This is a genomic window from Gemmiger sp. (assembly GCF_057431175.1).
Map to the genome: position 1 here is coordinate 33398 of NZ_DBMDDV010000009.1, position 25709 is coordinate 59106.

Annotated in this window: 22 protein-coding genes; 7 read left to right on the plus strand and 15 right to left on the minus strand. The window is 61.0% G+C overall.

All coding sequences use genetic code 11. From position 1 onward, the window contains the following. Positions 1 to 13 precede the first annotated feature (13 nt). The 3 genes from ACZO0A_RS05165 to ACZO0A_RS05175 all read right to left on the minus strand — a co-directional run bounded on the left by ACZO0A_RS05165 (position 14) and on the right by ACZO0A_RS05175 (position 3091). The gene (locus ACZO0A_RS05165) at positions 14 to 871 is read right to left on the minus strand and encodes a hypothetical protein (RefSeq protein ID WP_294781112.1); all 858 of its coding nucleotides are present in this window, start codon (positions 869 to 871) and stop codon (positions 14 to 16) included. Further along, positions 868 to 2226, minus strand: coding sequence for a sensor histidine kinase (locus ACZO0A_RS05170; protein ID WP_486846135.1), 1359 nt, complete (start codon positions 2224 to 2226; stop codon positions 868 to 870). The genes ACZO0A_RS05165 and ACZO0A_RS05170 overlap by 4 nt, the downstream gene beginning before the upstream one ends. Before the next feature lie 202 nt (positions 2227 to 2428). Then, a complete protein-coding gene (locus ACZO0A_RS05175; protein WP_486846136.1) occupies positions 2429 to 3091 on the minus strand; it encodes a response regulator transcription factor in 663 nt (220 codons plus the stop codon). Positions 3092 to 3241: 150 nt separating this feature from the next. Between ACZO0A_RS05175 and ACZO0A_RS05180 the strand changes: the two genes are divergently transcribed. Together ACZO0A_RS05180 and trxA are read left to right on the plus strand one after the other, a co-directional pair. Further along, a complete protein-coding gene (locus tag ACZO0A_RS05180) occupies positions 3242 to 5500 on the plus strand; it encodes a glycoside hydrolase family 3 C-terminal domain-containing protein (RefSeq protein WP_486846137.1) in 2259 nt (752 codons plus the stop codon). Between the two features lie 54 nt (positions 5501 to 5554). Continuing rightward, entirely contained in the window at positions 5555 to 5875 is a 321-nt protein-coding gene (gene trxA, locus ACZO0A_RS05185) for a thioredoxin (RefSeq protein WP_215692683.1), read from the plus strand. Between the two features lie 62 nt (positions 5876 to 5937). On the opposite strand, the gene ACZO0A_RS05190 is transcribed toward trxA, so the two are convergent. The 5 genes from ACZO0A_RS05190 to ACZO0A_RS05210 all read right to left on the minus strand — a co-directional run bounded on the left by ACZO0A_RS05190 (position 5938) and on the right by ACZO0A_RS05210 (position 10494). After that, positions 5938 to 6834 carry a GNAT family N-acetyltransferase gene (locus ACZO0A_RS05190; RefSeq protein WP_291212750.1) on the minus strand — a complete coding sequence of 299 codons (897 nt, stop codon included), beginning with the start codon at positions 6832 to 6834 and terminating at the stop codon, positions 5938 to 5940. Continuing rightward, complete coding sequence (locus ACZO0A_RS05195; RefSeq protein WP_215692679.1) at positions 6831 to 7664, minus strand: MYG1 family protein; 834 nt, start codon at positions 7662 to 7664, stop codon at positions 6831 to 6833. Before ACZO0A_RS05195 ends, ACZO0A_RS05190 begins: the two co-directional genes overlap by 4 nt. Before the next feature lie 132 nt (positions 7665 to 7796). Beyond that, positions 7797 to 8342: a phosphodiesterase gene (gene yfcE / locus ACZO0A_RS05200; RefSeq protein ID WP_291212753.1), complete on the minus strand. Its 546-nt coding sequence runs from the start codon at positions 8340 to 8342 to the stop codon at positions 7797 to 7799. Positions 8343 to 8352: 10 nt separating this feature from the next. Next, positions 8353 to 9666 (minus strand): hypothetical protein, encoded by a 1314-nt coding sequence (locus ACZO0A_RS05205; protein WP_302375873.1) that lies wholly within the window; start codon positions 9664 to 9666, stop codon positions 8353 to 8355. A 12-nt stretch (positions 9667 to 9678) separates the two neighbouring features. Continuing rightward, positions 9679 to 10494, minus strand: a complete 816-nt coding sequence (locus tag ACZO0A_RS05210; RefSeq protein WP_291212759.1) for a DUF624 domain-containing protein — start codon at positions 10492 to 10494, stop codon at positions 9679 to 9681. Positions 10495 to 10784: 290 nt separating this feature from the next. On the opposite strand from ACZO0A_RS05210, the gene ACZO0A_RS05215 reads away from it, so the two are divergent. Next, positions 10785 to 11543, plus strand: a complete 759-nt coding sequence (locus ACZO0A_RS05215) for a hypothetical protein (protein WP_291212762.1) — start codon at positions 10785 to 10787, stop codon at positions 11541 to 11543. A 254-nt stretch (positions 11544 to 11797) separates the two neighbouring features. After that, positions 11798 to 12445 (plus strand): hypothetical protein, encoded by a 648-nt coding sequence (locus ACZO0A_RS05220; protein ID WP_291212764.1) that lies wholly within the window; start codon positions 11798 to 11800, stop codon positions 12443 to 12445. 300 nt (positions 12446 to 12745) lie between these two features. Here ACZO0A_RS05220 and nifJ read toward each other — a convergent pair whose 3' ends face one another. Continuing rightward, positions 12746 to 16285 carry a pyruvate:ferredoxin (flavodoxin) oxidoreductase gene (gene nifJ / locus ACZO0A_RS05225; protein ID WP_215692667.1) on the minus strand — a complete coding sequence of 1180 codons (3540 nt, stop codon included), beginning with the start codon at positions 16283 to 16285 and terminating at the stop codon, positions 12746 to 12748. A 299-nt stretch (positions 16286 to 16584) separates the two neighbouring features. Next, on the minus strand, positions 16585 to 17262 hold the full coding sequence (gene tsaA, locus ACZO0A_RS05230; RefSeq protein ID WP_302375870.1) for a tRNA (N6-threonylcarbamoyladenosine(37)-N6)-methyltransferase TrmO: 678 nt from the start codon (positions 17260 to 17262) through the stop codon (positions 16585 to 16587). A gap of 208 nt (positions 17263 to 17470) precedes the next feature. Here tsaA and ACZO0A_RS05235 point away from each other — a divergent pair, with 208 nt between their 5' ends. The 3 genes from ACZO0A_RS05235 (at position 17471) to ACZO0A_RS05245 (ending at position 21310) form a co-directional block, all read left to right on the plus strand. Continuing rightward, positions 17471 to 18256 (plus strand): ABC transporter ATP-binding protein, encoded by a 786-nt coding sequence (locus ACZO0A_RS05235; protein WP_337757674.1) that lies wholly within the window; start codon positions 17471 to 17473, stop codon positions 18254 to 18256. A gap of 164 nt (positions 18257 to 18420) precedes the next feature. Beyond that, positions 18421 to 19923: a COG1361 S-layer family protein gene (locus tag ACZO0A_RS05240; RefSeq protein ID WP_486846138.1), complete on the plus strand. Its 1503-nt coding sequence runs from the start codon at positions 18421 to 18423 to the stop codon at positions 19921 to 19923. Beyond that, complete coding sequence (locus tag ACZO0A_RS05245) at positions 19910 to 21310, plus strand: ABC transporter permease (protein ID WP_337808414.1); 1401 nt, start codon at positions 19910 to 19912, stop codon at positions 21308 to 21310. Before ACZO0A_RS05240 ends, ACZO0A_RS05245 begins: the two co-directional genes overlap by 14 nt. 511 nt (positions 21311 to 21821) lie before the next feature. On the opposite strand, the gene jag is transcribed toward ACZO0A_RS05245, so the two are convergent. The 5 genes from jag to rpmH all read right to left on the minus strand — a co-directional run bounded on the left by jag (position 21822) and on the right by rpmH (position 25310). Then, positions 21822 to 22973 carry an RNA-binding cell elongation regulator Jag/EloR gene (jag, locus tag ACZO0A_RS05250; RefSeq protein ID WP_291231694.1) on the minus strand — a complete coding sequence of 384 codons (1152 nt, stop codon included), beginning with the start codon at positions 22971 to 22973 and terminating at the stop codon, positions 21822 to 21824. Positions 22974 to 23138: 165 nt separating this feature from the next. Then, the gene (locus tag ACZO0A_RS05255) at positions 23139 to 24161 is read right to left on the minus strand and encodes a YidC/Oxa1 family membrane protein insertase (RefSeq protein ID WP_484083486.1); all 1023 of its coding nucleotides are present in this window, start codon (positions 24159 to 24161) and stop codon (positions 23139 to 23141) included. Positions 24162 to 24394: 233 nt separating this feature from the next. Continuing rightward, positions 24395 to 24655 (minus strand): membrane protein insertion efficiency factor YidD, encoded by a 261-nt coding sequence (yidD, locus tag ACZO0A_RS05260; RefSeq protein ID WP_291211892.1) that lies wholly within the window; start codon positions 24653 to 24655, stop codon positions 24395 to 24397. After that, complete coding sequence (rnpA, locus tag ACZO0A_RS05265) at positions 24652 to 25014, minus strand: ribonuclease P protein component (RefSeq protein WP_215692651.1); 363 nt, start codon at positions 25012 to 25014, stop codon at positions 24652 to 24654. Before rnpA ends, yidD begins: the two co-directional genes overlap by 4 nt. A 161-nt stretch (positions 25015 to 25175) precedes the next feature. Further along, on the minus strand, positions 25176 to 25310 hold the full coding sequence (rpmH, locus tag ACZO0A_RS05270; RefSeq protein WP_078785104.1) for a 50S ribosomal protein L34: 135 nt from the start codon (positions 25308 to 25310) through the stop codon (positions 25176 to 25178). Between the last annotated feature and the right edge of the window lie 399 nt (positions 25311 to 25709).

Consider the following 25709-nt stretch of genomic DNA (forward strand, 5'->3'; position numbering starts at 1 on the left):
CTCCTTTTTTAATCTACGTCTGCGGTGCGATCTGCAAGGCCAAACTGTAATACCAGCGCTCTGCCCCATCGGCGGCGGTATAGCCGGTGTAGGTATAGGGGTGGGTGGAGGCCGTGATGAGTGCGCCGCCGTTGGCGCTGTACAGGGCGCAGTCGTAGGGGCTGCTTTTGGGGGCGGCCCAGTCGCCCAGGCTTTCCAGCCCGGCCTGGGCCGCAAAGCTGCGCAGGGCATCCGCGCCGGGCAGAGGTGTTTCGGCGGCATCGGCGGCGGGCAGAGAGAACCACACCTCGACGATCATGCCGGTGCGGCCATCCATCGTGATGCTGTACCGGGTGAACAGCGTATCGTTTTCCCGGGCAAATTTGCGCACCGTCACAAAGCCCAGGCTGTCGGTGGTGCAGTAGGCGCTGTTCAGGTTGTAATATTGGCCGTTGGCATCGGTGTAGCTGCCGTAATCGACAGTGTCGCCCACGGTCTGTTCCACCCAGAACCGGGGCACTGCGCTGCTTTCCGCCAGCTGCCAAAGTGCGTTCTCTGCGGCGGTGGTGGCGGCAGTGTCCGCCCAGGTCATGGACTCGATGCTGGCTGATGCGCCGATGTACACCTTCGGCGTCTGCGGGGCGGCATCCTGTTCCTGCTGCGGGGTGGTCTGGCGGGCGGTGGTGTCCTGCCCGCGGGCGGCCAGCTGGCGCAGGATGTAATAGTCATCCGCCGTGGGGGTGGGGGCCCGGTAAGGGTCGGCTACCGTCTCCACGCGGCCAAAGTAGGCGGCGTCACTGGCGGCCAAAAATGCGGCGGGCGCGGCGGCGCAGGCCAGCACGGCGGCTATGCACAGCGCGGCGGCGGTGCGCGGGTATCTCCACAGGCTCATGCGTCTGTCTCCTTTTTCCACAGGGGCAGGGTCACGCTGACCCGCGTGCCCTTGCCCGGTTCACTCTCGATTTTCAGCGTGCCGTCGTGGGCGACGGCAATGCGCTGGCAGAGCGCCAGCCCCAGGCCGCTGCCGCCCTGGCGGCGGGCGCGGGATTTATCCACCATGTAAAACGGCTCGGTCACGCGGGCCAGCTGGTCCGGCGGGATGCCGCAGCCCCGGTCGGCCACGGTCAAGGTAGCGGTGTCGGCGTCGGCTGTGCAGAGCACGACCACCGGCGCACCGGGTTTGCTGGCTTTGGCGGCGTTCTGGACCAGGTTGCACAGCAGATCCAACAGCAGATCCTCGTCGCCCTGCACGGTGGGCGCGGGCGCGGCGGGGGTGCGCAGGTTCACGCCCGGGCAGGCGGCGTGCAGCCGCGGCCACAGGGCGGCCAGCGGCACAGCGGCGGGGGTCAGCGGGCATTCGGCCAGGCCCAGCAGCGCCAGCAGCTTATGGCTCAGGGATTCCAGCCGCCGCCCCTCGTGGGCGATAGCCGCCGCGGCTTCGCGCTGTTCATCGGGGTCGGTCTGCATCGCGGCAAGGATATCCGCGTAGCCGATGATGCTGGTCATCGGGGTTTTCAGCTCGTGGGTAAACGCCCCGACAAAGTCCTCCCGCTTCTGCACATCGGCTTCCAGGTCGGCAATTTTCTCCTGCACGGCGTCGGCCATCTTGTCAAAGCTCGCGCTCAATGTCTCGATCTCGTCGCCGGTATGCAGGGCGGTGCGGCGGGCGTAGTCCCCGGCGGCGATCTGCTGCCCGGCATCAGTCAGCACAGCCAGCGGGCGGGTCCGGCGGGCGGCCAGCAGGGCGGTGACGGCGGCGGCTGCGGCCAGCACGGCGGCTTCCAGCAGCAAAAAGCGCGTTAAGGCGGCGTCGCGGTCGCGGTACAGGCCGGTCAGGTCGTAGGCCGTGACCAGCCGCAGCCCGCCTTGCAAATCGCTGGCGTAGACGGCATAGACACTTTCCTCGGTGCGGACCGTGACGGTGGCGGCGTTTTCCAGGGAAAAGTTTTCCAGCCCCGGCAGAGTAGCACAGATGAGGGTATCCCCGCGCCAGAGGGCGGCGGGGGTGTCCCGGGCCTCGACGCGGGCGGTCAGGGCGGCATCATCCATGGTGGTGCCGCGGCGCTGCAAGTCGAGGATCTCCGTTTGCAGCAAGGTACAGGTCTGGGCGTGGGCCGCTGCGTTGGCGGTGGCCATGCGGCCGCGCTGCACAGCGAAATCGCTGTACAGCAGCACGCACCCGCCGACGCCGAAGGACGCCGCGAGGACGAGGACGAGCAGCGAGACAAGTTTTTGGTAGTAGCGCATAGGGTACTCCTTTTGTGGTCGTAAAAGCCTCCCTTGTCCAAGACAGACTCCCCCGGGTCGGGGGAGGTGGCGCAAAACGCCAGAAGGGGAGCGGTGGCCGAGCGTTAGCGAGGTCGGAGGGATTCTTGCAGCTTCGCGGGTACGCGCACTCTTCCGCATGGCCACAGAAATCCCCCAGTCCGCTTTGACAAGGGGGCCTTTGTCACTCCTTCCGCAGTCGGTAGCCGATCTTAAACACCGTCTCAATCTGTTTATCTGTCCAGCCGAGCTTTTTGCGCAGGCGGGCGATGTGGGTGTCTACGGTGCGCAGGCTCTCGGTGTCGGGCAGCTCGCCCCAGACGCGCTCAAAAATCACATCACGATAGAGCGCCGCGCCCCGGTTGCGCATCAGCAGTTCCAGCAGGTCAAACTCCCGCCGCCGCAGGTCCAGCGGCTCGCCGTTCTGCCTGGCCACCTGGTCCACCGTATCCAGCACGACATCATAGGCCCGCAGCTCCCGCCCGCCGCGGCCGGTGCGGCGCAGCACCGATTCCATCCGGGCGACGAGTTCTTCTGCCGCGAAGGGCTTGGTGATATAATCATCCGCGCCCAGCCGCAGGCCCAGCACCCGGTCCTTCACCGCGCTTTTCGCCGTGATGAAGATGACCGGCACGCCCTGGGGCCGCAGGCTTTCCAGCAGGGCGTAACCGTCCAGCCCGGGCAGCATAATATCCAGCAGCGCCATATCGAAGTTGTTTTTCTCGATCAGATCCGCCGCCGTGCGGCCATCCTCGGCCACGGTGCAGGTGTACCCGGCGCGGGTCAGTGTCATCTCGATGAGCCGCGCGATCAGGTGCTCATCCTCGGCAATCAGTATGTTATTCATGGCAAATCTCCCTCGTTTGGGTGCATTATAAACCCCAGTTGTTTCCTACTTGTTACACGGGCACTATAATTTTACACTTTTTTATTTATTTTTGCACATTCGGCGTGTTATAATGTGGGAAACCACCCATACTATAAAAGGAGAACCACCATGAACGTCGAAGAGCTTGTCAGCGCCCTGACGCTGGAAGAAAAGGCCGGGCTGTGCTCCGGCGCGGATTTCTGGCACACCAAGGCAGTGGAGCGGCTGGGCATCCCGGCTATCAAGGTCAGCGATGGCCCCCACGGCCTGCGCACCCAAAAAGAAGGCAGCACCGACCCCAACGATGCCATCGAGGCCGTGTGCTTCCCCGCAGGGTGCGCGGCGGCAGCATCCTTCGACCCGGCACTGACCCGGCGCATGGGCGCAGCCCTCGGTCGGGAGGCCCGGGCCAGCGGCGTGCAGGTTCTGCTGGGGCCTGCGGTGAACATCAAGCGCAGCCCTCTCTGCGGCCGCAATTTTGAGTATTACTCCGAGGATCCCTACCTGGCGGGCGAGCTTGCAGCCGGGTTCATCCAGGGCGTGCAGAGTGAGGGGGTCGGCACCTCCATCAAGCATTTTGCCGCCAACAGCCAGGAGACACGCCGCCTGTCCGCCGACAGCCGTGTGGACGAGCGCACGCTGCACGAAATCTACCTGCCCGCTTTTGAGACGGCGGTAAAAAAGGCCCGGCCCTGGACCGTGATGTGCAGCTACAACCGCGTCAACGGCGACTACGCCAGCGAGAATAAGCTGCTGCTGACCGATATTCTGCGGGACGATTGGGGCTTTGACGGCTTTGTCATGTCCGACTGGGGCGCGGTGAACGACCGCGTCAAGGGCGTGGCAGCCGGACTGGATCTGGAAATGCCCGGGTCCGGCGGCGTGTACGACCGCAAAATCATCGAGGCTGTGCAGAACGGCACGCTGGATATCGGCGTTTTAGACAAAGCCGTGGCCCGCATTTTGAACATTGTGCTGCGCGCGGCTGATCTGGCAAAGCTGCCCGCCGTGTTTGACCACGCGGCGGACCACAAGCTGGCCGTGAAGCTGGCGAAGCAGAGCGCCGTGCTGCTGCGCAACCTGGGTGCGTTGCCGCTGCACAAGGGGCAGAAGGTGGCCTACATCGGCGCGTTTGCCGACCATCCGCGCTATCAGGGCGGCGGATCCAGCCATGTGAACACGACGGCCATCAGCGCGATGGACGCCGCCATCATGAACGACCGCAGCGTCAGCTATATCGAGGGCTTCCCCGCAGACCGCGACCAACGGGACGAGGCTGAGTTTTTGCGGGCCGTGACCGCTGCCGAAGCCGCCGATGTGGCCGTGATTTTTGCGGGCCTGCCCGACAGCTTTGAGAGCGAGGGCGCGGACCGCCGCCATATGCGCCTGCCCGACTGCCAGAACAATCTGATTGCCCGCGTGGCCGCCGTGCAGAAAAACACCGTGGTCGTGCTGCACACAGGCTCCCCGGTGGAATGCCCCTGGGCGGACGATGTATCGTCTGTTTTGTGTATGTACCTGGCGGGCGAGGGCGTGGGCGAGGCCGCCGATGCCCTGCTGTGGGGCGACGCCAACCCCTGCGGCCGCCTGCCGGAGACCTGGCCCCTGCGGCTGGAGGACACGCCCTGCTACCTGGACTATCCCGGCGACGGCGTGACCGCCGACTACCGCGAGGGCGTCTATGTAGGCTACCGCTGGTACGACGCCCGCAAAATGCCGGTGCGCTGGCCCTTCGGCCATGGGCTGAGCTACACCGGATACGTCTACCGGAATGCAGAGCTGAGCTGTGACACGATGGCCGCCGACGGCGAAGTGACCGTGCGCGTGACCGTGAAAAACAGCGGCGCAATGCCGGGCGCAGAGGTCGTGCAGTTGTATGTGGCCGACGCCACCGGCACGCCGGTGCCGGGCGGCCGCGTGCCCCAGGCCCTGCGCGGTTTTGCGAAGGTGGACTTGCAGCCCGGGGAAGAACGCGTTGTGACGTTTACCCTGACACCACGAGATCTAAGCCGATACAGCGCAGAAATTCACGATTGGTACGCCGCGCCCGGGCGATATGAGGTGCGCATCGGACATTCCAGCCGGGATATCCGATCCACGCTGCCGCTGCATTATGCGGGGGCGAAGCTGCTGCCACTGACAGTGGATGAGACGACGCCGCTGGGCATTCTGCTGGCGGACCCGCGCACCGCGCCCATCGTGCGCGGGATGCTGGACGCCCAGGTCCAGGCCATGGCCAACGGCGGCGGCGACGGCCTGATGCCGCCCGAGGCGATGATCCAGATGTTTGACGGCCTGACCCTGCGGAACATGATCAATTTCGGCGGGCCGCAGGCCGAGGAACGGCTGAATGCCATGCTTGCAAAATTAAAAGAAGCCGTACAATAATTGCAGGGGGCGGCGTCCCCGACGGCCCGCCCCATAAAAAGAAAGGGTATATCTATGTCTATCAAACTCACCGAACAGAATTTTGACACCGAAGTTTTGCAGAGCGCCATGCCGGTCGTGGTGGATTTCTGGGCCGAGTGGTGCGGCCCCTGCAAGATGATGGGCCCTGTGCTGGAGGAAGTGGCCGCCGCGCACCCCACCGTGAAATTCGGCAAGCTGAACACCGACGAGAACCTGAAGCTGGCCATGGCCCGCAAGATCGACGCCATCCCGGCGCTGCTGCTGTTTAAGGACGGTCGGGAGGTCAGCCGTTCCGTCGGCTACCGCCCCGCTGCCGAGCTGGAAGCCTGGCTGCGGGAAAACGGAGCGATTTGACACCTGTATAAAAAGAGCCGCACCTGCCTTCGTCAAAAAGGGCAGGTGCGGTTTGTTTCATCTTATTTTAAAGCTTCCGCAATTTCTTCTGCGGTCAGCTGCTTTCTCACCGGCTGGGGTTCGCCCTCACCGTCCTGTAACGGCAGCACCCAATAATCCAAATCCAGCCATTGGCCGAACTTGTACCCGGTGCGCTTTTCGATACCCATTTTGGTGAAGCCCAGCGCCTTGTGGAAGTTATTGCTCTGGCGGTTGCTGCCGGTTACGAGCGCAAAGGCGTTATAATACCCCTGCTTTTTCAGCAGGGCGATCAACGCGCGGTAGAGCCGCCCGCCCACGCCCTGGCCGATGCAGTCCGGTGCACAGTAGGCCGTCGTCTCAACGTCCCAGGCGTAGGCCTCGCGCTCGTGCCAGAGGTGTGCGCAGGCGAAGCCCTGCAGCCGGCCATCGGCGCTTTCGGCCAGGAGAAACGGCGCGTTTTGCAGCGTGTGCGCAATGTTTTCGCGGTATTCCTCCACCGTGGACGGCGTGTACTGGAAGGTCTGCACGCCGTGGCGCACGTACCAGTTGTACAGTGCGCAGACGGCGGCGGCATCGTCGGGCGTCGCCATGCGCAGGGTAATTTTGTTGTCGGCGGCCCACTTTTCGGCCAGGGCCTCTTTCTCGGCCTTCGGCAGTTTTTTCAGCGCTGCTTCACGCTTCAGGGCCGCACTTTTGTCGGCGCATTTTTCGGCGTAGGCCAGGCGCACGGCGTCGCGGCCATGGCTTTTGGTGTACTTGGCCCCGCCCTTGCCGCTGCGGTGGGCTTTCAGGCGGCGGGCCAAATCATTGGTCCAGCCGCCGTACAGGCTGCCGTCCGGGCAGCGCAGCAGGTAGACCCAGGCGGGTGCCGGGGTCGGTTCGCGGTCGGCGGCGGTGCTGGGGGCCGGTCCGTAGATTTCGGATCCCTCTGCGCTCATTCGCTTACCTTCTTTCCGGCGGCCCGCAGTGTGCGGCGGCAGGCCTCAATGGCCGTTGCCTTGTCGTCGGCGGTAATCAGGAAACGGCTGGGGTGGCAGAACCTCAGGCCCAGGCCGCTGATCTGGCGCAGCTGTTCCTCCGGCTTACCGGCCCAGGCCACCGGGAACGGCTGCTTGCTGCGCTTGGTGCGGTGGTCGTTGACGCACTGGGCGCTGTACCCGCCGCGCTGGCTGGGGTAGACGACAAAAATTGCATCGGTCTTGTACAGGCCGTTTTTCCACGGCATATAGGCAGGCAGTACAACGATGCCGTCGCGCATATTGGCGTAGGCTCTGCGGACGGTATCGTCGGCGCGGTTCACGGCGTTGGCGGCGGCGATCTCATTTTCGAGGATCTGCTTTGCCACCGGCACAGCGCGCCAGAAGCACTCGTCGGGGTCGTCCTTCGAGTCCCACAGCGGGTTGAAGCTGCCGATCGCGTCAGCCAGGGAGTTTTGCTCGCCGGTGTTGTCGTTTAAGTCAAGCGGCTGGATGAAGTTTTCGTCCAGCAGGCGGGCCTGGTGCTCGCCCACGAGCTGGGCGCCCACCACCCGCCACAGTAGGCCGAAGGCCGCGTAGGGCACGCCGTTGGGACGGCACTCCCGCGGTTCGGAGTGGTGGTCGAACATACCGCCGCCGACGTCGTAGACGATGCCGTCGAAGTCATCGGGCACGACAAAGCCGCGGGTGACCTGGATATCCGGGCGGAGAATTTGCAGCAACGCGGTGGAAAAAACATCGTCCGCATGGAATTTTCCGCCATGCGTAAAACCTTTGGCAGGGATTTTCATGGGTGGTACTCCTCTATCGATAAATGGATGTGTGGTGGGGTCGCAGGGGGGGTGCCCCTGCTGCGTGGCGTCGAGGACGCCGCTCCCTACGCCTTGTTCTTTGCAGGGGCCGGGCATATCCGGCCCCTGCGGTCACACTTTTACTTCGTGATACTTCTCCCCGTCCAGCGTTTTCCACGTAAACACGCCGTCTTTCAGCGTCATATACCCGTGGGCGCTGTTCTCCTTGGGGATGGAGGTGGAGCCGGGGTTGAGGTAATAGTTATCATTGCCGAACGCCTGCCATGCGGGCACGTGGGTATGACCGTGCAGCAGGATATCCCCCGCTTGCAGCGGCGGCAGGTGCGCGGTGTTGTACACGTGGCCGTGGGTGGCGTAAACCAGCCGCTGGCCCGCCGTGAACACCGCGTAATCGGCCAGGATCGGAAATTCCAGCACCATCTGGTCCACTTCGGTGTCGCAGTTGCCGCGCACACAGAAAATTTTGTCCTTCCGCGCGTTCAGCAGGGCAATGACCTCTTTCGGGGCATAGTCGGGCGGCAGGTCGTTGCGCGGGCCGTGGTAGAGCACATCGCCCAACAGCAGCAGGCGGTCGGCCCCCTCGCGGTCCCAGGCGTCCAACAGCTGGCGGCAATAGCCCGCCGCGCCGTGGATATCCGATGCGATCAACAGTTTCATAGCGTCCTCCTTACACCGTCACGTCGCCAACAAGCATACCGCCGGCGGAGTCGATGGCGTAGACCGTGTACTTGCGCGGGGTGTCGCCGCGTTCCAGCAGGATGCCGCCCTGGGCCGGCTCCACATAGGTGAACTGCCGGTGGGCGGTGGTGGCATGGGGCTGGGCGTCGGGCAGGCTGTATGCCAACACGCCGCCCCTGGCACAAAAATCATCGGCCAGCAGGTGCTCCTCGCCGTTGATGTACATGTGGTAGACGCCGGGCGCATCGGTACCCACCGGGCGCAGCCAGACGCTGCACCGGGTGCGGCCCAGCGGTGAGGTATTGTTTTTGCGCTGGCGCATCAGCAGGGCCAGGTTGTCCCACGCAACCATGAAATCATCCAGCGGCATATCGGTCTCGCAGTCAAAATCGTTCCCGCTGGCCCAGGGGTCGCAGAGCAGCACTTTCGGGCTGCCGTCGATGGACGCAAAGCCGCGCACGGCGGCAAAGCGGCGCTCGGGTGCACCGGCGGCGATCTGTTCCGGCGAGGATTGCAGCCCCACCACCGCGCCGCACCCGGCCCGGGCCTCGGCACGCAGCAGGGCCAGATCGCCGTAGGCCACCCAGGCGGGGAAGCCCCACTGGGCGGCAGCCGCAGCGGCAAAGCTCAGGTTGCGGGGGTCGCAGTCGTCGGGGGCGCGCCAGTCCCGCAGCACCTGGGCAAATTCCTCGGGCAGCAGGTCGGCGCCCCAGCGGTTCGTCAGGCTGGCAAGGCAGTTTGCCAGATCCATCCAGGGCCGCAGCGCGGGAGTGCGGCGGGCGGCAGCATAGGGCATCAGGTGCAGCCGGGCGTTGACCGGGCGGCCCCGGGCGGGGATGACATCCACCACATGGGTGCTGACCCCCAGCAGCGTGACAGCGGGGGTGGCCTTTTCATCCTTGGAATACAGGTAGATGCGCAGCTGGGCCTGGGTGGCATACTTGCTGTCCAGCTGCAGGTGGGCGGGCCAGCGCTGCACCGGCCCGCGCTCCTGATAAGCCGGGCTTTCGCGGTGCAGGTAGGGGCTCCATTTGCCAAAGCCCACCCAGGGCGTCCAGTTGCCGTCCACCAGTACGCGGGCCTGGGCCTCCACAGCCGTGCCCCTGGGCGAGGCCGCGTTCCAGCTGACCCGCAGCGCATCGAACACCGGCATCGAAATCGGCGCACTGGTGTAGCAGCCGTAGGGAACATAGCTGCCCTGCACCAGATCCAGTACGATACTGTTCTGTGAGACGGTCACGTTGTCCAGTTCGCCGCGCATGAACGCCTCGGTCTCGCGCAGCAGAACGGTGTTTCTCTCCATAGCCCGGCCCCCTTATTTGTTGTGGAACGTCGGCTGGCTCTCGGCGATGCGCTCCTCGATTTCGGCGTCGCGGCGAGCGCTGAGGGTCTCTTCCAGCTTGAATACCTTGTCGAGGCCAGGGTACAGGATCATCAGCGCAATGACCACCGGCAGCCAGAAGCCGAAGGCCAGCAATGTGATGATGGTAAACGGCAGGTAGAGCAGCGTCAGCCCCCAGTAGACGGCCAGCAGCAGCGCCGCCGCCAGCGTGCGGGGGAAGAAGCCGAAGAACATCAGCCCGGCATTTTTGGCAAGCTGGGGCAGCGGCAGATCCACCAGCGGCACCTGGGCCAGCAGCCAGCTGAAAAAGCCTGTGCAGACAAAGATGCCCGCCAGCGAGGCGACCCACATCATCGTGCTGGTGTTGCCCGCCGCGGCCTGGGCGCGGAGCATCCAGCTCCAACTGCCGACAAACAGGCCCAGCAGCGCACCGGGCAGCAGACTCTGCTTCCAGTTTTGTTTCCAGGCGCGCTTGTAGGTGTGCCACCAGTAGCCCGGCTCGTCGCGCAAGGCGCGCAGCGTGGTATCGATCATACCGGACAAGAACGGCCCGCCGATCAGGCCGCCGATCAGGCCGCCCAGCACGGTCAGCAGCGCTGAGCCGCCCATCTGGCCGAAAACCGCCAGCGCCGTACCGGGCAGAAAGCCCAGCAGGCACAGAAAGCTGGCGCGGTAGAACGCCCACAGGTCGCGGCCGAGCAGTTCAAAAAAGCGCGGCAGTCCGACCTTGCGCGGCGCAGGTGTATAGCCGGTGGCCGGCGTTTCGTTGGTTTCAGGTTGGTTGGACATGGTGGTTCTCCCTTTTTTCGTAGCGTAAAGGCCCCCTTGTCAAAGGGGGCTGTCCGCGTAAGCGGACTGGGGGATTCCTGCGGGCATAAAGGCAACCGTCACGGAATCCCTCCGGCCGCCTTCGGCGTCCACCTCCCTTTGACAAGGGAGGCTTTTCCTCTATACATTTATAAGTTTATCATACCCTGTTTTTACTCCTCTTGCAAGGCGTGGTCAAAATAAGTTTACAATTTTCCCGGTCGATTTGTGGTATAATAGGAAAGATATTATAAAGGGAGTGTATCCACACTATGGCTTGGGTCACGAAAGACAGCACCGAAACTTACAACCAGACGCCGGAACCCCCGCGCGAGTACACCAAAACCGAAAAGGCCGCCAACTGGTGGCACTACCACTGGGGCATCGTGGTGATCGTGGTGCTCTGCGCGTTCTTTGGCATCTGGATCATCAAGGATACCGTCTTTCAGACCCGGCCCGACGTGCAGGTCGCTTATGTGGGCACCCATGACCTGCCCGCCGACACCGTGACGGCTTTGCAGGACGCGCTGACGCCCTTCTGCGAGGATACCAACGGCGACGGCAAGGTCGTGGTGCAGGTGGACACCTACAACGTGGATTTTGACGCCGACAATGTGAACACCGACGCCTACAACCAGATGGCCGGTGTCACCCGGCTGAGCGCCGAGCTTTCCAGCGGCGGTAAGACCTATATCTTCCTGCTGGAGGATCCCGCCGCCTTTGAGAGCAGCACCGGTGCGCTGCAATACCTGGACGGCACCGTGCCCGATGACCCCGACACTGCCAATCCCGATTGGACCGAGATGGTCTACCGCTGGACCGACTGTCCGGTGCTGGCCGGGCTGGAGCTGGGCGACTACGACGGCTACACCCTGGTGGACGACGCCACCGGCACGAACCAGAGCGTGCTGGCTACCCTGTATGTGGGGCGGCGCGGCGTCTGGGATGAAAAGCAGGCAGCCACCTACGAGGGCTGCGCCGAGCTGTGGGACACCCTGACCGCAGGGGCTGTTTCCACCGCCGCCGAATGAGCCGGGCGCTGCCGCCCCTGAAGGGGCATCTGCGGAAAAAGGTGCAGCCCAAGCCCAGCACCCCGCCGCTGCCGGAAAACCCGTACAAGCGTTTTTTTACAAAGCAGCGCAGTTTTGAGGATTTGATCAACGAAAAGCGCAAAGCTCAGCATCGCTAAAAAATGCCGCATCCCACCCCGGGATGCGACATTTTTTATGCCCGCCGTACCTTATAATAAGGGCTGTAATGACTTTTTACGGAGGGAATTTTACTTATGCTGCAAACTCTGGAACGTACCAACACTTTTGACGCCCGCGTACTGACCGCCAGCCACGCCGGGGCTCTGCGGGAGCTGACCGGGGATACCGGGCTGCCGCTGCTGCCCAGCCTTCATCCGGCGCTGGAGGAAGGTCAGATCGTGGGAGATTACGCCGGGCAGGGGGAATTGCAGGCCGCCGCCGCGCTGCTGCCACTCTATGCGGACGACCCGCTTCCCACCAGCCTGCGGGCCGCCGGTTATGGGGCCGACGGCCAGGGCGCGGTGCTGACGCCGCCGGTGCTGCGCAGCGATTACACGCAGCTGCGGCATTTTCTGCGGTTGGCGCTGCGCTGGGCCACCGAGCGCTATGCCAGCTACCACGTCTGGGCCGTGCTGCCGCTGGACTTGGAACACCCGGAGGCGTGTGATGACCTGTGTGCGCAGTATCTCTCCACTGGGCTGACCCTGCGCGGGATGCGCCCGATGGCCGGGGCCGACCAGATGTTGATTTTTTCAGCGCGGGGGTTAGCCCAATGGCGTGACCCGCTGCGCCGCTGCCATCTGGCCGACCCGGCGCTGCCCCGCGTGTTGGAGCGCGGGTATGCGGCCGCCGATTTCGGCTGGGGGAAAGACGGATTGGAGTTGGTGCTGAGGCCGGTGTGAGGTAAGGGGACGGCGGGCGGATATAGAATCCGCCCCTACGGATATGACCCGGGAGCCTTCCGCTGCCGCTCACTTCCGCGGCGGCCAGAGGGCTGGCCGCCCTACGGACCTTCACCTTGTAGGGCGGGCAGTCCTCTGCCCGCCGCGGAGGGGTCAAGACCCCTCTCTACAATGCAAATTATAAAAGGGATGCGATGAAAAAGCTGCGGGCCGGGCATGCCCGGCCCCTACATCCCCGCCCAACAAAAAAGCGCCCCACGCTTTGCAGCGTGGGGCGCAATTTTTATGCTACCTTACAAATTACTTGTACAGGTCGACCAGCTTGGTCAGGTGCTCGTAACGGGCATCGGCGGCAGCCTGGTTCTTCTCGAACAGGGCCTTGGCGCGATCCGGGAAGGCGCGAGCCAGACGGCTGTAACGAGTCTCGTTGGCCAGGAAGTCCTGATACTTGGACATATCGCCAGCCTTGGAGGTCAGGGTGAAGGGGTTCTTGCCCTCTGCCTTGGCAGCGGGGTTGAAGCTGAACAGGTTCCAGTAACCGGCAGCAACAGCCTTCTTCATCTCGTTCTGGCAGTTGGTCATGCCGCCCTTGACACCGTGCAGCTCGCAGGGAGCGTAGCCGATGATGAGGGAGGGGCCGGGATAAGCCTCAGCCTCGGCGATGACCTTGACAGCCTGGGCCATGTTGGCACCCAGAGCGATCTGGGCAACATAGATATAGCCGTAGGTCATGCAGATCTCAGCCAGAGACTTCTTGCTGATCTCCTTACCGGCAGCAGCGAACTGGCAGACCTCACCGATGTTGGAGGCCTTGGAAGCCTGTCCGCCGGTGTTGGAGTACATCTCGGTGTCGAAGACCATGACGTTGACATCGTGGCCGGAAGCCAGGACGTGATCCAGACCGCCGTAACCGATATCGTAAGCCCAGCCGTCGCCGCCGAAGATCCAGAAGCTCTTCTTGGCCAGGTACTGCTTATCCTTCAGGATCTCAGCAGCCTCGGCACTGCCGTCGGCCTCGAGAGCAGCGACCAGAGCCTTGGCGGGAGCGTCGTTGGCCTTGGTGTTGTTCTTGGTCTCCAGGAACTTCTCGATGGCAGCATCCAGGTCAGCGGACTTGCCCTTCAGAGCCTCGACCTTGGTGATCAGGTTCTCACGGACAGTCTCGTAACCGATCTGCATGCCCAGGCCGTGCTCGGCGTTGTCCTCGAACAGGGAGTTGATCCATGCGGGGCCGTGGCCGGAAGCCTTGTTGGTGGTGTACGGGCTGATAGAAGCAGTACCGCCCCAGATGGAGGAGCAGCCGGTAGCGTTGGAGATGAACATCTTCTCGCCGAACAGCTGGGTGATCAGGCGGGCGTAAGAAGTCTCGGCGCAGCCTGCGCAGGAGCCGGAGAACTCAAGCAGCGGCTGGTTGAACTGAGAACCCTTGACAGAGACCTCGGAAACAACGCCGGGGATGTTGTCCTTCTTGCGGATGTTCTCGACGCAGTAGTCGAAAGCAGCCTGCTGGTCGGCCTGGCTCTCCTGCGGCTTCATTTCGATAGCAGCAGTCGGGCAGACGGTGACGCACTCGCCGCAGCCCATGCAGTCCAGAGGAGACACAGCCATGGTGAACTTGTACGCGCTTGCCTTGGGCTTGGTGTCGGCCAGCTTGGTGCTCTCGGGAGCAGCGGCGGCCTCATCAGCGGTCAGGCAGAACGGACGGATGGTGGCATGAGAGCAGACGAAGGCACACTGGTTGCACTGGATGCACTTCTCAGCGTTCCACTCGGGAACCATGACAGCGGTGCCGCGCTTCTCGTAAGCGGAAGCACCCTGCTCCCACTCGCCGTTGACGTTGCCCTCGAAGGCGGAAACAGGCAGGCTGTCGCCGTCCATACGAGCGATGGGCTCCATAACGTCACGGATCTGCTTGACCAGAGCCTCGGGTCCCTTCAGGGCCTTCGGAGCCGGGTCAGCAGCGGGGTTGGACCAGGAAGCGGGGACCTCGACCTTATGGACAGCGTCCAGGCCGGCGTCGATAGCCTTCCAGTTCATCTGGACAACAGCGTCGCCCTTCTTGCCGTAGCTCTTCTTGGCGGCGGCCTTCATGTACTCGACAGCATCGTCGATGGGCATGACGTCGGCCAGCTTGAAGAAGGCGGACTGCAGGATGGTGTTGGTGCGCTTGCCCATGCCGATCTCGATAGCCTTATCGATAGCGTTGATGGTGTACAGCTGAATGTTGTTGTCGGCAATGTACTTCTTGTCGGCAGCGTTCAGGTGCTCATCCAGCTCGGCATCGGTCCACTGGCAGTTGATCATGAAGACACCGCCCGGCTTGACGTCCTGGACCATCTTCATGCCCATGTGGATGTAAGCGGGGTTGTGGCAGGCAACGAAGTCAGCCTGGTTGATGTAGTAGGGGCTGCGGATGGGCTTGTCGCCGAAACGCAGGTGGCTGATGGTGACACCGCCGGTCTTCTTGGAGTCATACTGGAAGTAAGCCTGAATGTACTTGTCAGTATGGTCGCCGATGATCTTGGTGGAGTTCTTGTTGGCGCCGACGGTACCGTCACCGCCCAGGCCCCAGAACTTGCACTCCTTGGTGCCGGGGGCGGAGGTGATGGGAGCGGGCTTGACCTCAGGCAGGCTGAGGTTGGTCACGTCGTCGGTGATGCCGATGGTGAAGCGGGGCTTCGGGGCATCCTTCTCCAGCTCGGTGTAGATAGCAAAGACGCTGGACGGCGGGGTGTCCTTGGAACCCAGGCCGTAGCGGCCGCCGGTCAGGACGACGTCGTTCATGCCGGCCTCACGCAGGGTGGTGGCGACATCCAGGTACAGGGGCTCGCCCAGGGAGCCGGGCTCCTTGGTGCGGTCCAGAACGGCGATCTTCTTGACGGTCTTGGGCAGGACCTTCAGCAGAGCGGAAGAGACCCAGGGACGATACAGGCGGACCAGGACCAGGCCGACCTTCTCGCCCTTGGCGGTCAGGTAGTCAACAACTTCCTCTGCAACGTCGCAGATGGAGCCCATAGCGATGATGACGCGGTCAGCGTCCTCGGCGCCGTAGTAGTTGAACAGGTCGTAGTTGGTGCCCAGCTTCTCGTTGATCTTGGCCATGTACTTCTCAACAACGGCAGGCAGAGCCTCGTAAGCGGGGTTGCAGGCCTCACGATGCTGGAAGAAGACGTCGCCGTTCTCGTGAGAACCGCGCATCTTGGGGTGCTCGGGGTTCAGGGCCTTGGCACGGAACGCCTCGACAGCCTCCATGTTGCACATTTCCTTCAGGTCCTCGTAGTCCCACTTCTCGATCTTCTGGATCTCGTGAGAGGTACGGAAACCATCGAAGAAGTTCACGAAGGGAACGTGACCCTCGATAGCGGACAGGTGAGCAACAGGGGACAGGTCCATGACCTCCTGGGGGTTGCTCTCGGCCAGCATGGCAAAGCCGGTCTGACGAACAGCCATAACGTCGCTGTGGTCACCGAAGATGTTCAGGGACTGGGTAGCAACGGTACGGGCAGAAACGTCGAAGACGCAGGGCAGCTGCTCAGCGGCGATCTTGTACATGTTGGGGATCATCAGCAAAAGACCCTGGGAAGCGGTAAAGGTGGTGGTGATAGCACCGGTACCGAGAGAACCGTGGACAGCGCCTGCGGCGCCGGCCTCGGACTCCATCTCGACGACCTTGACCTGGTTGCCAAAGATGTTCTTCAGGCCTGCAGCACTCCACTGGTCAACGGTGTCGGCCATGGGGCTGGAGGGGGTGATGGGGTAGATGGCAGCCACATCGGTGAACGCATAAGCTACGTGCGCCGCGGCGGTATTGCCGTCCATAGACTGTTTAGCTCTGGGCATTTTCTTTCCTCCGTTTTTATTAGAGTTTTGCATTATAGAGCTGTGCGGTTGTCAGGGCCGCACAAATCCAGCGCTGCCTGGCACGTGCCCCAATGTTGCTCCGGGCATAGTTCCAGATAAACGCTTTTGCATAGCTTTATTGTACCAAAAACCCCCTTTTTCGTAAAGGGGTTTTGTTCAGAAAGTTGCACAGATTTTTAGAGTCGTTGTGTGCATTTTGACCATAGTGACGAACCAGGCGGATTTTAGGGTGTTTTGCAGTACGATTTATGGGATATCGTTCCATATTGCGGAATTTTTCAGGAAATTTCCGTCACGGTCAGCACATCCCCCGCCACGGTAAATTTTACGTTATTGCCCCCAAAATCCAGCGCGTACACCCGCTCCGGGTCGTGCTGGTAGGCAGGGCGGGGGTCGTTCTTCAGCACGCCCAGCAGGGCGGTGCGCTTTTCCTCCGGCACTTTGCACAAAAGGGTATCGGGGCATTCCACTTGCAGGGCATACTCTTTCGTCGTGTCGGTAAAGCCGCCGCGGGCGTCGGGGTGGGCGTCCACGTAGGGCAGGTAGGGTTTGATGTCGAAAATCGGCGTGCCGTCCAAAAGGTCCGCGCCGCGCACGATCAGCTCGCCGTTCTTGACACCCGCCAGCTCAACGCAGGACAGGCCCAGGGCGTTGGGGCGGTAGGGGCTGCGTGTGGCGAACACGCCCCGCCGCTCGTTGCCGCCCAGGCGCGGCGGGCGCACGGTGGGCCGCCAGCTTTTGCCCGCAGCGTACTCGGCCGCCACGGTGGAAAACTGCCAGATGAGCCAAAGCCGGTCGTAGCCCTCGATGCCCACAAGGGCGTTGGGGTCGCGGTATTCCGGCTCGAACACGATGCGGGCCGTCAGTTCCGGCACCAGTCCGCTCTGCCGCGGTATGCCGAATTTATCGGCAAAATCCGTGTGGATGGTTGCGATGGGATGAATTGTGTAGTCCATGGTAACATTTGCCCCCTTGTTACCGTCTATTATATAGAAAAGAGAGAAAAAAGGGAAGTAGGGCGGCCAGTCCTCTGGCCGCCGCGGGGCATTGCGGCGGCCGGATATGCCCGGCCCCTACATATGCTTCGCAAACTTTTTACAACTCCCTATCTTCCACTTTTCGTCGAAATATGGTACAATCTGTTGTATACTGCTATAAGGAGGTGTGCGCTTGGCACCTATCATCCATACAGAGAAACTGCGCAAGGTCTATGCCGTCGGCAAAGAGCGCGTTGTAGCGCTGAATAACGTCGACTTATCAATAGAAAAAGGCGAGTTCTGCTGTATCGTCGGCCAATCCGGCAGCGGCAAATCCACGCTGCTGAACCAGCTGGCCGGGCTGGAAAAGCCAACATCCGGCAAGGTCTACATAGGCAAACACGAGATCAGCAAAATGACCGAGAACGAGCTGGCCGCGTTCCGCCAGCAGCATTTGGGGTTCATCTTCCAGAGTTACAACCTGCTGCCCACGATGACGGCGGCGGAGAATGTGGCCCTGCCGCTGATGTTCAAGGGCGTGGACAAAAAGACCCGCCTGACCAAGGCCCGCAGGGAGCTGAAAGCCATGGGGCTTTTGGGCCGCGCCAACCATCTGCCCACTGAAATGAGCGGCGGCCAGCAGCAGCGTGTCGGCATTGCCCGCGCGTTCGTCAGCAGCCCCAAGGTCATTTTTGCCGACGAACCCACCGGCAACCTGGATTCCCGCACGAGCAAGCAGGTGTTGTACCGGATGCTGGAAATGTCCAAAACCAGCCATGTAACGTTTGTTATGGTCACGCATGAGCCGGAACTGGCCGAATGTGCCGACCGCATTGTGACGATTTTGGACGGCAAGATCTGTTCCAATGTCGTGCAGGACGAGGAAACAAAGAAGAAAAACCGCGACGCGCTTTTCGCCGATCTGAATGGGGATCTGGATATTGGGGGAGAAGCGGCGAAGGAACAAAAATAAGCCTTCCCCCTGGGGGGAAGGTGCCCGAAGGGCGGATGAGGGGCGCGTGCCCCACAGCCGACCCAAAAGGGGCAATGACCGCAAGGCCGCCCCTCATCAGCCGCCTGCGGGCGGCAGCTTCCCCCAAGGGGGAAGCCTAAGAAAAAACGGAGGTTCAAACTTACATGAAACGCCTATTCTCCCTGCTTACCGCTTTTGTACTGGCGGCGGCCTTGTGCGCACCGGTGCTGGCAGACGATACCCCAGACAGTTCCAGCAATTCTTCTAGTTCCAGCAATTCTTCTTCTAACAGCAGCAGCTATCTGCCCAGCAGCACAGGCAACACCTCTATCGACTATTCCAATTCTTCCGGGATCTATGTTTCTGCCTATACCGTCACGGATACCGCAGGCGGTGAGATTTCTACGATTGAAGTCGGCGATAAAATCAACATCGTTTTGAAAGTTGTTGACCACGCATCCACGCGGTACTGCGTCAAGCCGGAAGAAATTTCTGCCCGCATCAATTCTGCCGTATTTACTTATACCGGCAACGGTGAAATCGGACAGCTGTACGACAACAATGACGACCCCCAGCCCGACCGCTTACAGCGCGTGCGGGACGGTTCCGCCAGTAAACAAGACATTATTGACAATGCTCAATACCATTATTATAGCTATGTGCTGCTGTTCCGCGACGTCATCTACAACGGCGGCGGAAATACCCTGCCCATCAACCTTTCCTATCTCGATACCTCGAAGCCGCTGCAGCAGTTCAGCGTGACGCTGGGCCAGTGCGTGGACAAGGACCAGACCACCTCGCCCAATTTGCTGGTGCGCACGTCCAGCTATGGCGATCAGGTCACGGCGGGCACCGAATTCCCGCTGTCCCTGGGCATCTACGCCACCGACGGCAGCGAGGATCTGAGCGACGTTATCGTCTCGCTGACCCTGCCCGAGAATATCTCGCTGAGCAGCGGCAGTCTGTCCCTGTATGTGGGCGATATCTCCCCCAAGCAGATGCGGGATATCACCTTCCAGGTCGTGCCGTCGGCGGGCTTTACCGGCACGGTGGCCGACATTACCGTCAACATGAGCGGCACCGGCGTTATCACCGGCAAGGCCGTGACCGGCACAACGACCATCTCCGTGCCTATCAGCCAGCCCAACCGCTTTGAGGTCGGCCAGCTGGAGCTGTCCAGCGATACGATCTATGTCGGCGACACCGGCAGCGTCACCCTTTCTTACGTCAACAAGGGCAAAAACCCTGTCTCCAACCTGGAGGCCCGCCTGACCGGCACCAATCTGGGCGCGGGCAGCTACCAGTACCTCGGCAACCTGAACGCCGGCACCGAGGGCAGCGTGGATTTTGACATCGCCCCCGACGCCGCGGGCACCGTGTCCGGCGTTATCACGCTGAACTATGAGGATGCCTCCGGCAACCCGCAGACCGTCTCCAAGGACTTTTCCGTCAGCGCCGAGGAGATGAACACGGATGACTTCTACGACCCCACGATGGATGGCGACGTCCAGCCCGAGCAGACCGGTATGCCGGTGTGGGCGTGGGTGCTCATCGGCGTATGCGGCGCGGTAGTCGTTGTGGTAATTATCGTGGTTGTGGTCCGCAAGCGCAAGAAGGCCAAGGCGCTGGCCGCACTGGAAGCAGAGGACAGCGATGAAGATCTCTGATGAAATCAGCCTGTCGGCGCGGAACCTGCTGCGCCGCAAGGGCCGCACGGCACTTACGTTGGTGGGCGTCGTCATCGGCACCTGTATGGTCGTGCTGATGATCTCGCTGGGCATCGCCCAGACCAAAACCAACGAGGAAATGCTGCAGAGCTGGGGCGACCTGACCCAGGTGCAGATCTACGGCTACGGCACGATGATGGGCAGCGACGGCAAACCTCTGTATCTGGATGATGCCGCGATCGCCAACATCAAGCAGATTCCCCATGTGGCGGCGGCCACGCCCTACGCCCAGGCCTACAACCTGGAAGGTGAAATTACAGCCGGGCGCAATGGCCGCTACACATCCGATATTTACAATCTGATCGGCATTGACCCCACGGCCTTGGAGCCGATGGGCTTTGCCCTGCAAAGCGGCAGCTGGCCGACCAACACCCCCGCCAGCGAGAAGGCCACCAAGCTGCAGGTGCTGGTGGGCAGTTCCACCGGGTACAACTTTCAGGATTCCCGCAAGAGCTACAACAGCCCCAAGCGCTACCGTTACGAGGGCCAGACCGACGCCAACGGTAAAGAGCTGCCGCCCTTTGTGGACATCGACAAGGACAAGATGACCCTGACCATCAAGACTGGCGAAGGCTCCACCGAAAAGAGCCGCAGCTGGGAATTGGAGATCGTGGGCGTTCTGGAGCCGGACGGTGCCAAGGGCTACTGGACCCAGAGCGGTATCGTGCTGCGCATCCAGGACATGAAGATGCTGCAAAAGATCTACAATGACATGACCAAGACCAAGGAGGAGAGCAAGAGCTACGAGCAGGTCTATGTCAAGGTCGATGATCTGAGCAATGTCACCGACGTTGAAACAGCCATCCATGACTTGGGGTTCACGAACACCTACTCGATGAACCAGCAGCGCGAGGAAATGCAGAAGCAGGTCATGAACAGCCAGATGATTTTCGGCGGCATTGCGGCGGTCTCGCTGCTGGTGGCGGCTATCAACATCATCAACACCATGACGATGGCGATTTACGAGCGCACTCGTGAGATCGGCGTCATGAAGGTTCTGGGCTGCGAGCTGGGCAACATCCGCACGATGTTCTTGCTGGAAAGCTCAACCATCGGCTTCATCGGCGGCCTGATCGGGCTGGGCATCAGTCTGATCGCCAGCTTTGTTTTGAACAACCTGTCCACGCTGGGGCAGGGGCTGGACCTGTCCGGCCTGATGGGCGGCGGCTACTACATGGGCGGCGGCGGTGGAACGATTTCCATTATCCCGCCCTGGCTGATGCTGGCAGCGCTGGTTTTCGCCACGCTGGTGGGCCTGGTGGCCGGCATCCTGCCCGCAAACAAGGCGGTCAAGATCAGCGCCCTGGAAGCGATACGCCACGAATAAAAAAAGCATCCCGCACAGTTTCTGTGCGGGATTTTTGTATACAACGGGTTTTTAACAACAAATTGGACTTTTCCACCGCAGATTCCCACAACTAAAAGAAGTTTTCAACATTTTCCACAGGAAAAGTAGGGTGCATATGGGTTTTCCACCGAGTTTTGACTTTGTTCTATGCGATGCATCGTTGTTTTATAGTTTTCAACAGTTTTCCCGAGTTTTCCACGATGAAAGTGCAAAAACCATGTGGAAAACCCAATTTGCGGTGGAAAATTCATACCAATAGGGGATAAGCGCCCGGGCATGTCTATATATTGTTAATAATTGGGGATTTTGACCCTAATGTATACCCGGTTGTGGGTGGTGGAAAAATAAGAGTTTTCAACACGGTTGTGGAAAACGGTGTGGAAAGTAGGGAAGTTGTCCACAATCAGGCGCGGGCAAAGCCCCTCCGCCTTGCCACCCACCAAAAAAGCAGCCCGGCTTTACAGTCAGGCTGCTTTTTCAACAATTTCGTTTAAAACTCGATCTTACCAAACGCGAAATCGTCACCGTCGTGGATGCGCTCGGTGGTTTTGGGGGCCATCGGCTTGGCATCCGGGTCACGCGGGCGGTCGGCAAAGTCGCGGGCGGGCACGCTGGAACGCGGGCCGCCGTAGCGCGGGCCACGGTCGCCGCGATTGCCGCGGTAGCCGCCACGCCCGCCATCACGGCCGTCACGGCCGCTGCGGGGGCCTCTGGGGCCGTTTCCGCGGTAGCCGCGGTTTCCATCACGGCGGGGGTCACGACCGCCGTCACGGCGGCCGCCGCGCTGGTTGCGGGCGTTGTCGCGGTCAGGCAGGTTGCTGGCGTTGGGGTCGGTGGAGTAAAGCACCACATGGCGGGCCGGGCCTTCGCCCTTGCTCTCGCTGCGCACGCCCTCGATATCGGCGATGGCGGTGTGGATGATGTGGCGCTCGTAGGGGTTCATCGGCTCCATCTCGTAGTAGCAGCCGGTGCGGATGACGCGGTCTGCAATGCGCTTGGCAAGGGCAGAGAGGTCGTCCTCGCGCTTGTTGCGGTAACCGCCGACATCCAGGCCCAGCTTGATATAGGGGCCTTCCATGCGGTTCACAACGAGGCTGGCGAGGTAGGACAGGCTCTCCATCGTCTCACCGCGGCGGCCGATGAGTGCGCCCATGTGCTCGCCGGAGACTTTCAGGATGGTGGCGGCGCCCTTCTTGACGGCGGTGAAGCTGAAGTTTTCCACACCCATCAGGTTGAAGATGGGAGTCAGGTAGTCAACCGCAGCCTGCAGGCGCGGGTCAGCGGCGATATCGAGAGGGATCTCAACGTCGTCCTCGGCAACCGGGGCCAGCTCGGCGGCCTCGACCATATCCTCAACGACTGCTTTCTCGATTTCGGGGGCTGTCTCGTCGGAGATTTCAACAACTTCTGCCGGCTTGGTGGAAACTTCGGCAGGCTTTTCCTCAGCAGCCGGGGCCGGGGCGGCCTCGGGTTCCTCAACCTTTACCAGAACCTTGGCAGGGATGGTTTTGAACAGCTTGCGGGTGGGAAATTCCAGCACTTCATAGCTGACATTGATATCGTCACGGTCAACGCCCAGGGCTTCGCAGGCAGCCTGCACGGCGGCTTCAACGGTCTTGGCGCTCATTTCCATACTGCGCATAATGGGGGACCTCCTTCTTATTTCTTATCGTTATGTTCATCACAAAGGGGAGCGGGGCGGGCGCATATAGAATGCGCCCCTACGGCGGCAGGGGATACACTCCCTCACAGCCGCCAACGGCGCGGGCGAGCAATGCTCGCCCCTACGATTGCGCGGCGTCTTTTCTTAGTCTTTGTTCAGCGGGGTGGTGCGCTCGTCTTTGTAGAGCTCGGCTTCCAGCTGGCGGGCACGTTCCAGGCGCAGCTTGTTGGCCTCGCCCAGGGTAACTTCCTTCTCGACCTGCTTGCCGTTCTGTTCGACCGTGACGGTGCGCTTCTTCTTACGCTCGGCACGCTTGGCGGCCAGCTCGGCCTCATACTGGGCCTTGAACTTCTCGGGGCTGTAAATCTTGTAGGTGATATAGGACTGGCCGATCTGCAGCAGGTTGGACACGCCGTAGTACAGCGAGAAGCCGACGGGGGCGTTAAAGCAGAAGGTGACGAACATCAGGTTCATGACCAGCATCATGACCTTCATGCTGCCCTGCATCTGGGCATCCATACCGGAGAGCTTCTGGGTGACGAAGTAGCTGATGAACATCGTGACCGCTGCGATGGCCGGGAAGATGGCGATGGGCACCAGGCGGAAGCCGGGGATATCGCACATATCCATGCCGAAGAAGCTGGTGTTGAAGTTCTGGATCTCTGCCACGATGTTGGCGGGGATGATGGACGGGTCGATCACAGCGCCGTTGTGGATGGCCTGGATCAGCGCGGTCTGCATCGTGGACGCATTGGTGGTTGCCAGGCCGATGGCCTCGCACGCAGCCTTGACTGCGGTGTTATCGACACCGAAGATGTAGTGTACGGGGTAGTACACAACGCCCAGGAAGCCGAACAGCACCAGCATCGTCAGCAGCATGGGCAGGCAGCCGCCCATGGGGTTGAAGCCGTGCTCCTGCTGGAGCTTCATCAGCTCCTCCTGCTGCTTCTGGGGGTCATTTTTGTACTTCTGCTGGATTTCATTCATCAGCGGCTGAAAAACAGCCATCTTTGCCGAGGATTTCTGCTGATGGATGCTCAGGGGGAAGAGCAGCAGTTTGAGGAGTAGGGTGGCAACGACCATCGTTACCGCGTAGTTGCCGATGAAGCTGTACAGGATCTTCACCAGCGGGCCAATCAATATGGCCAGGAAGTACATAAAGTTCATAGCCTTTCCTTCTGCCCCGTCTGCGCCCGGGACCATTATTTTTATGTAGGTCTCTGCTGCGCAGTGCAAAGACATGAGAAGCAATGTTGAGAAGCCTTCTCCCTTGGGAGAAGGTGGCCGAAGGCCGGATGAGGGGCGGGCTTGCCCGGCCACCCCTTTGCGGGGCGGCAATGGGAGGTTCTCCCCTCATCAGTCCGCTTTGCGGACAGCTTCTCCCCCAAAGGAGAAGCCTTTCAGCGGCTGCGCGTCAGCCTGCGTTCCGGGCTGACCCATCTCCCCTTTGGGGGTACCGGGTCATAGCCGAATTTCGCAAATGGTTGGCAGCGCAAAAGCCGCCAGGTGGTCAAAAGCAGACCTTTGACCAGGCCGTGGGTGGCCAGCGCCTGCATGGCGTACTCGCTGCAGGTGGGCACAAAGCGGCAGTGATGCCCGAGGTGTGGGCTGATATACCGCTTGTAGCCGCGCAAAAGTTTGATGAGAAAGCGTGTGATCATTCGGCAGCCGGCACGGCGGGGGCAGCCTTATCGGGCAGACCCGCCTTGGTGAAGAGCTTGCCCAGCGTTTTGCTCAGCTGGGTGCTTTTTAAGCGCGGGGTCTGGCCGCGGGCTACGAGTATTATATCATATCCGCCGATATTTTGCGACAAGTGTTCGGCCAGGGCAGCGCGCATAACGCGGCGGGCGCGGTTGCGCTGCACGGCATGGCCGACCTTTTTGGTTGCGGTCAGCCCGATGCGGGTATAGCCCACCCGGTTTTTAGCCACGTACAAAACGCAGTGCGGATGTACATAGCTTTTGCCCCGGCCATACACCCGGTTGAACTGCCAATTTTTATTTAAGGTGCGGTAACGCATAGGTCTCCTTCCTAAAGGCTTCCCCCTCGGGGGAAGGCATTTTATTTTTTCCTATTCTTCTATATTATAATGAATCCCGTTTTCTGTAAAGCCATTATTTGAAAAAAGGGTTGCTGATTTTACAATCAGCAACCCTTTTGTTCATTTCATCTCTGATAGAATCAGACAGTCAGGCTCTTACGGCCCTTCGCACGGCGGCGGGCAATGACCTTGCGGCCATTCTTGGTAGCCATGCGGTTCAGGAAACCGTGGACGCGGCTGCGCTGACGCTTCTTGGGCTGGAAAGTACGCTTCATTTTTCATTCCTCCTGTTGAAATCCCGGTATGGGCTGTTTGCTCAGGGCTTCGCCCATACACTGGGGCAGCCTTGCAGAGTTAGATTATACGCGATAAACCACCTATTTGTCAAGAGGTTTTGGGCAGAATTTTTCGCTCCCGCGTCAAAGAATTGCTGCTACAAAGAGTTATCCACTACATTTTGTACTATTTACTGTTGAAAAACGCAGTTCTTGTGGAAAACTTTCCAGCAAAAAAATTTTACCGTCCGCCGCGCTTAAAATTTTCAACAATTCCCCCTTACAAAAAAGTTTCTACTTTATTATATATAGCTGTTGTTTAAAACCGGATTTTGTGGTATACTGTATTCAGTATTTTTGCGCCCTGTTTTCCGCACAGGGCGTTCCATCATAAACAGG

Bases quoted from the DNA above. Each gene is read 5' to 3' on its own strand.
- ACZO0A_RS05165 (WP_294781112.1), bottom strand. From the start codon at position 871: ATGAGCCTGTGGAGATACCCGCGCACCGCCGCCGCGCTGTGCATAGCC.
- ACZO0A_RS05170 (WP_486846135.1), bottom strand. From the start codon at position 2,226: ATGCGCTACTACCAAAAACTTGTCTCGCTGCTCGTCCTCGTCCTCGCG.
- ACZO0A_RS05175 (WP_486846136.1), bottom strand. From the start codon at position 3,091: ATGAATAACATACTGATTGCCGAGGATGAGCACCTGATCGCGCGGCTC.
- ACZO0A_RS05180 (WP_486846137.1), top strand. From the start codon at position 3,242: ATGAACGTCGAAGAGCTTGTCAGCGCCCTGACGCTGGAAGAAAAGGCC.
- trxA (WP_215692683.1), top strand. From the start codon at position 5,555: ATGTCTATCAAACTCACCGAACAGAATTTTGACACCGAAGTTTTGCAG.
- ACZO0A_RS05190 (WP_291212750.1), bottom strand. From the start codon at position 6,834: ATGAGCGCAGAGGGATCCGAAATCTACGGACCGGCCCCCAGCACCGCC.
- ACZO0A_RS05195 (WP_215692679.1), bottom strand. From the start codon at position 7,664: ATGAAAATCCCTGCCAAAGGTTTTACGCATGGCGGAAAATTCCATGCG.
- yfcE (WP_291212753.1), bottom strand. From the start codon at position 8,342: ATGAAACTGTTGATCGCATCGGATATCCACGGCGCGGCGGGCTATTGC.
- ACZO0A_RS05205 (WP_302375873.1), bottom strand. From the start codon at position 9,666: ATGGAGAGAAACACCGTTCTGCTGCGCGAGACCGAGGCGTTCATGCGC.
- ACZO0A_RS05210 (WP_291212759.1), bottom strand. From the start codon at position 10,494: ATGTCCAACCAACCTGAAACCAACGAAACGCCGGCCACCGGCTATACA.
- ACZO0A_RS05215 (WP_291212762.1), top strand. From the start codon at position 10,785: ATGGCTTGGGTCACGAAAGACAGCACCGAAACTTACAACCAGACGCCG.
- ACZO0A_RS05220 (WP_291212764.1), top strand. From the start codon at position 11,798: ATGCTGCAAACTCTGGAACGTACCAACACTTTTGACGCCCGCGTACTG.
- nifJ (WP_215692667.1), bottom strand. From the start codon at position 16,285: ATGCCCAGAGCTAAACAGTCTATGGACGGCAATACCGCCGCGGCGCAC.
- tsaA (WP_302375870.1), bottom strand. From the start codon at position 17,262: ATGGACTACACAATTCATCCCATCGCAACCATCCACACGGATTTTGCC.
- ACZO0A_RS05240 (WP_486846138.1), top strand. From the start codon at position 18,421: ATGAAACGCCTATTCTCCCTGCTTACCGCTTTTGTACTGGCGGCGGCC.
- ACZO0A_RS05245 (WP_337808414.1), top strand. From the start codon at position 19,910: ATGAAGATCTCTGATGAAATCAGCCTGTCGGCGCGGAACCTGCTGCGC.
- jag (WP_291231694.1), bottom strand. From the start codon at position 22,973: ATGCGCAGTATGGAAATGAGCGCCAAGACCGTTGAAGCCGCCGTGCAG.
- ACZO0A_RS05255 (WP_484083486.1), bottom strand. From the start codon at position 24,161: ATGAACTTTATGTACTTCCTGGCCATATTGATTGGCCCGCTGGTGAAG.
- yidD (WP_291211892.1), bottom strand. From the start codon at position 24,655: ATGATCACACGCTTTCTCATCAAACTTTTGCGCGGCTACAAGCGGTAT.
- rnpA (WP_215692651.1), bottom strand. From the start codon at position 25,014: ATGCGTTACCGCACCTTAAATAAAAATTGGCAGTTCAACCGGGTGTAT.
- rpmH (WP_078785104.1), bottom strand. From the start codon at position 25,310: ATGAAGCGTACTTTCCAGCCCAAGAAGCGTCAGCGCAGCCGCGTCCAC.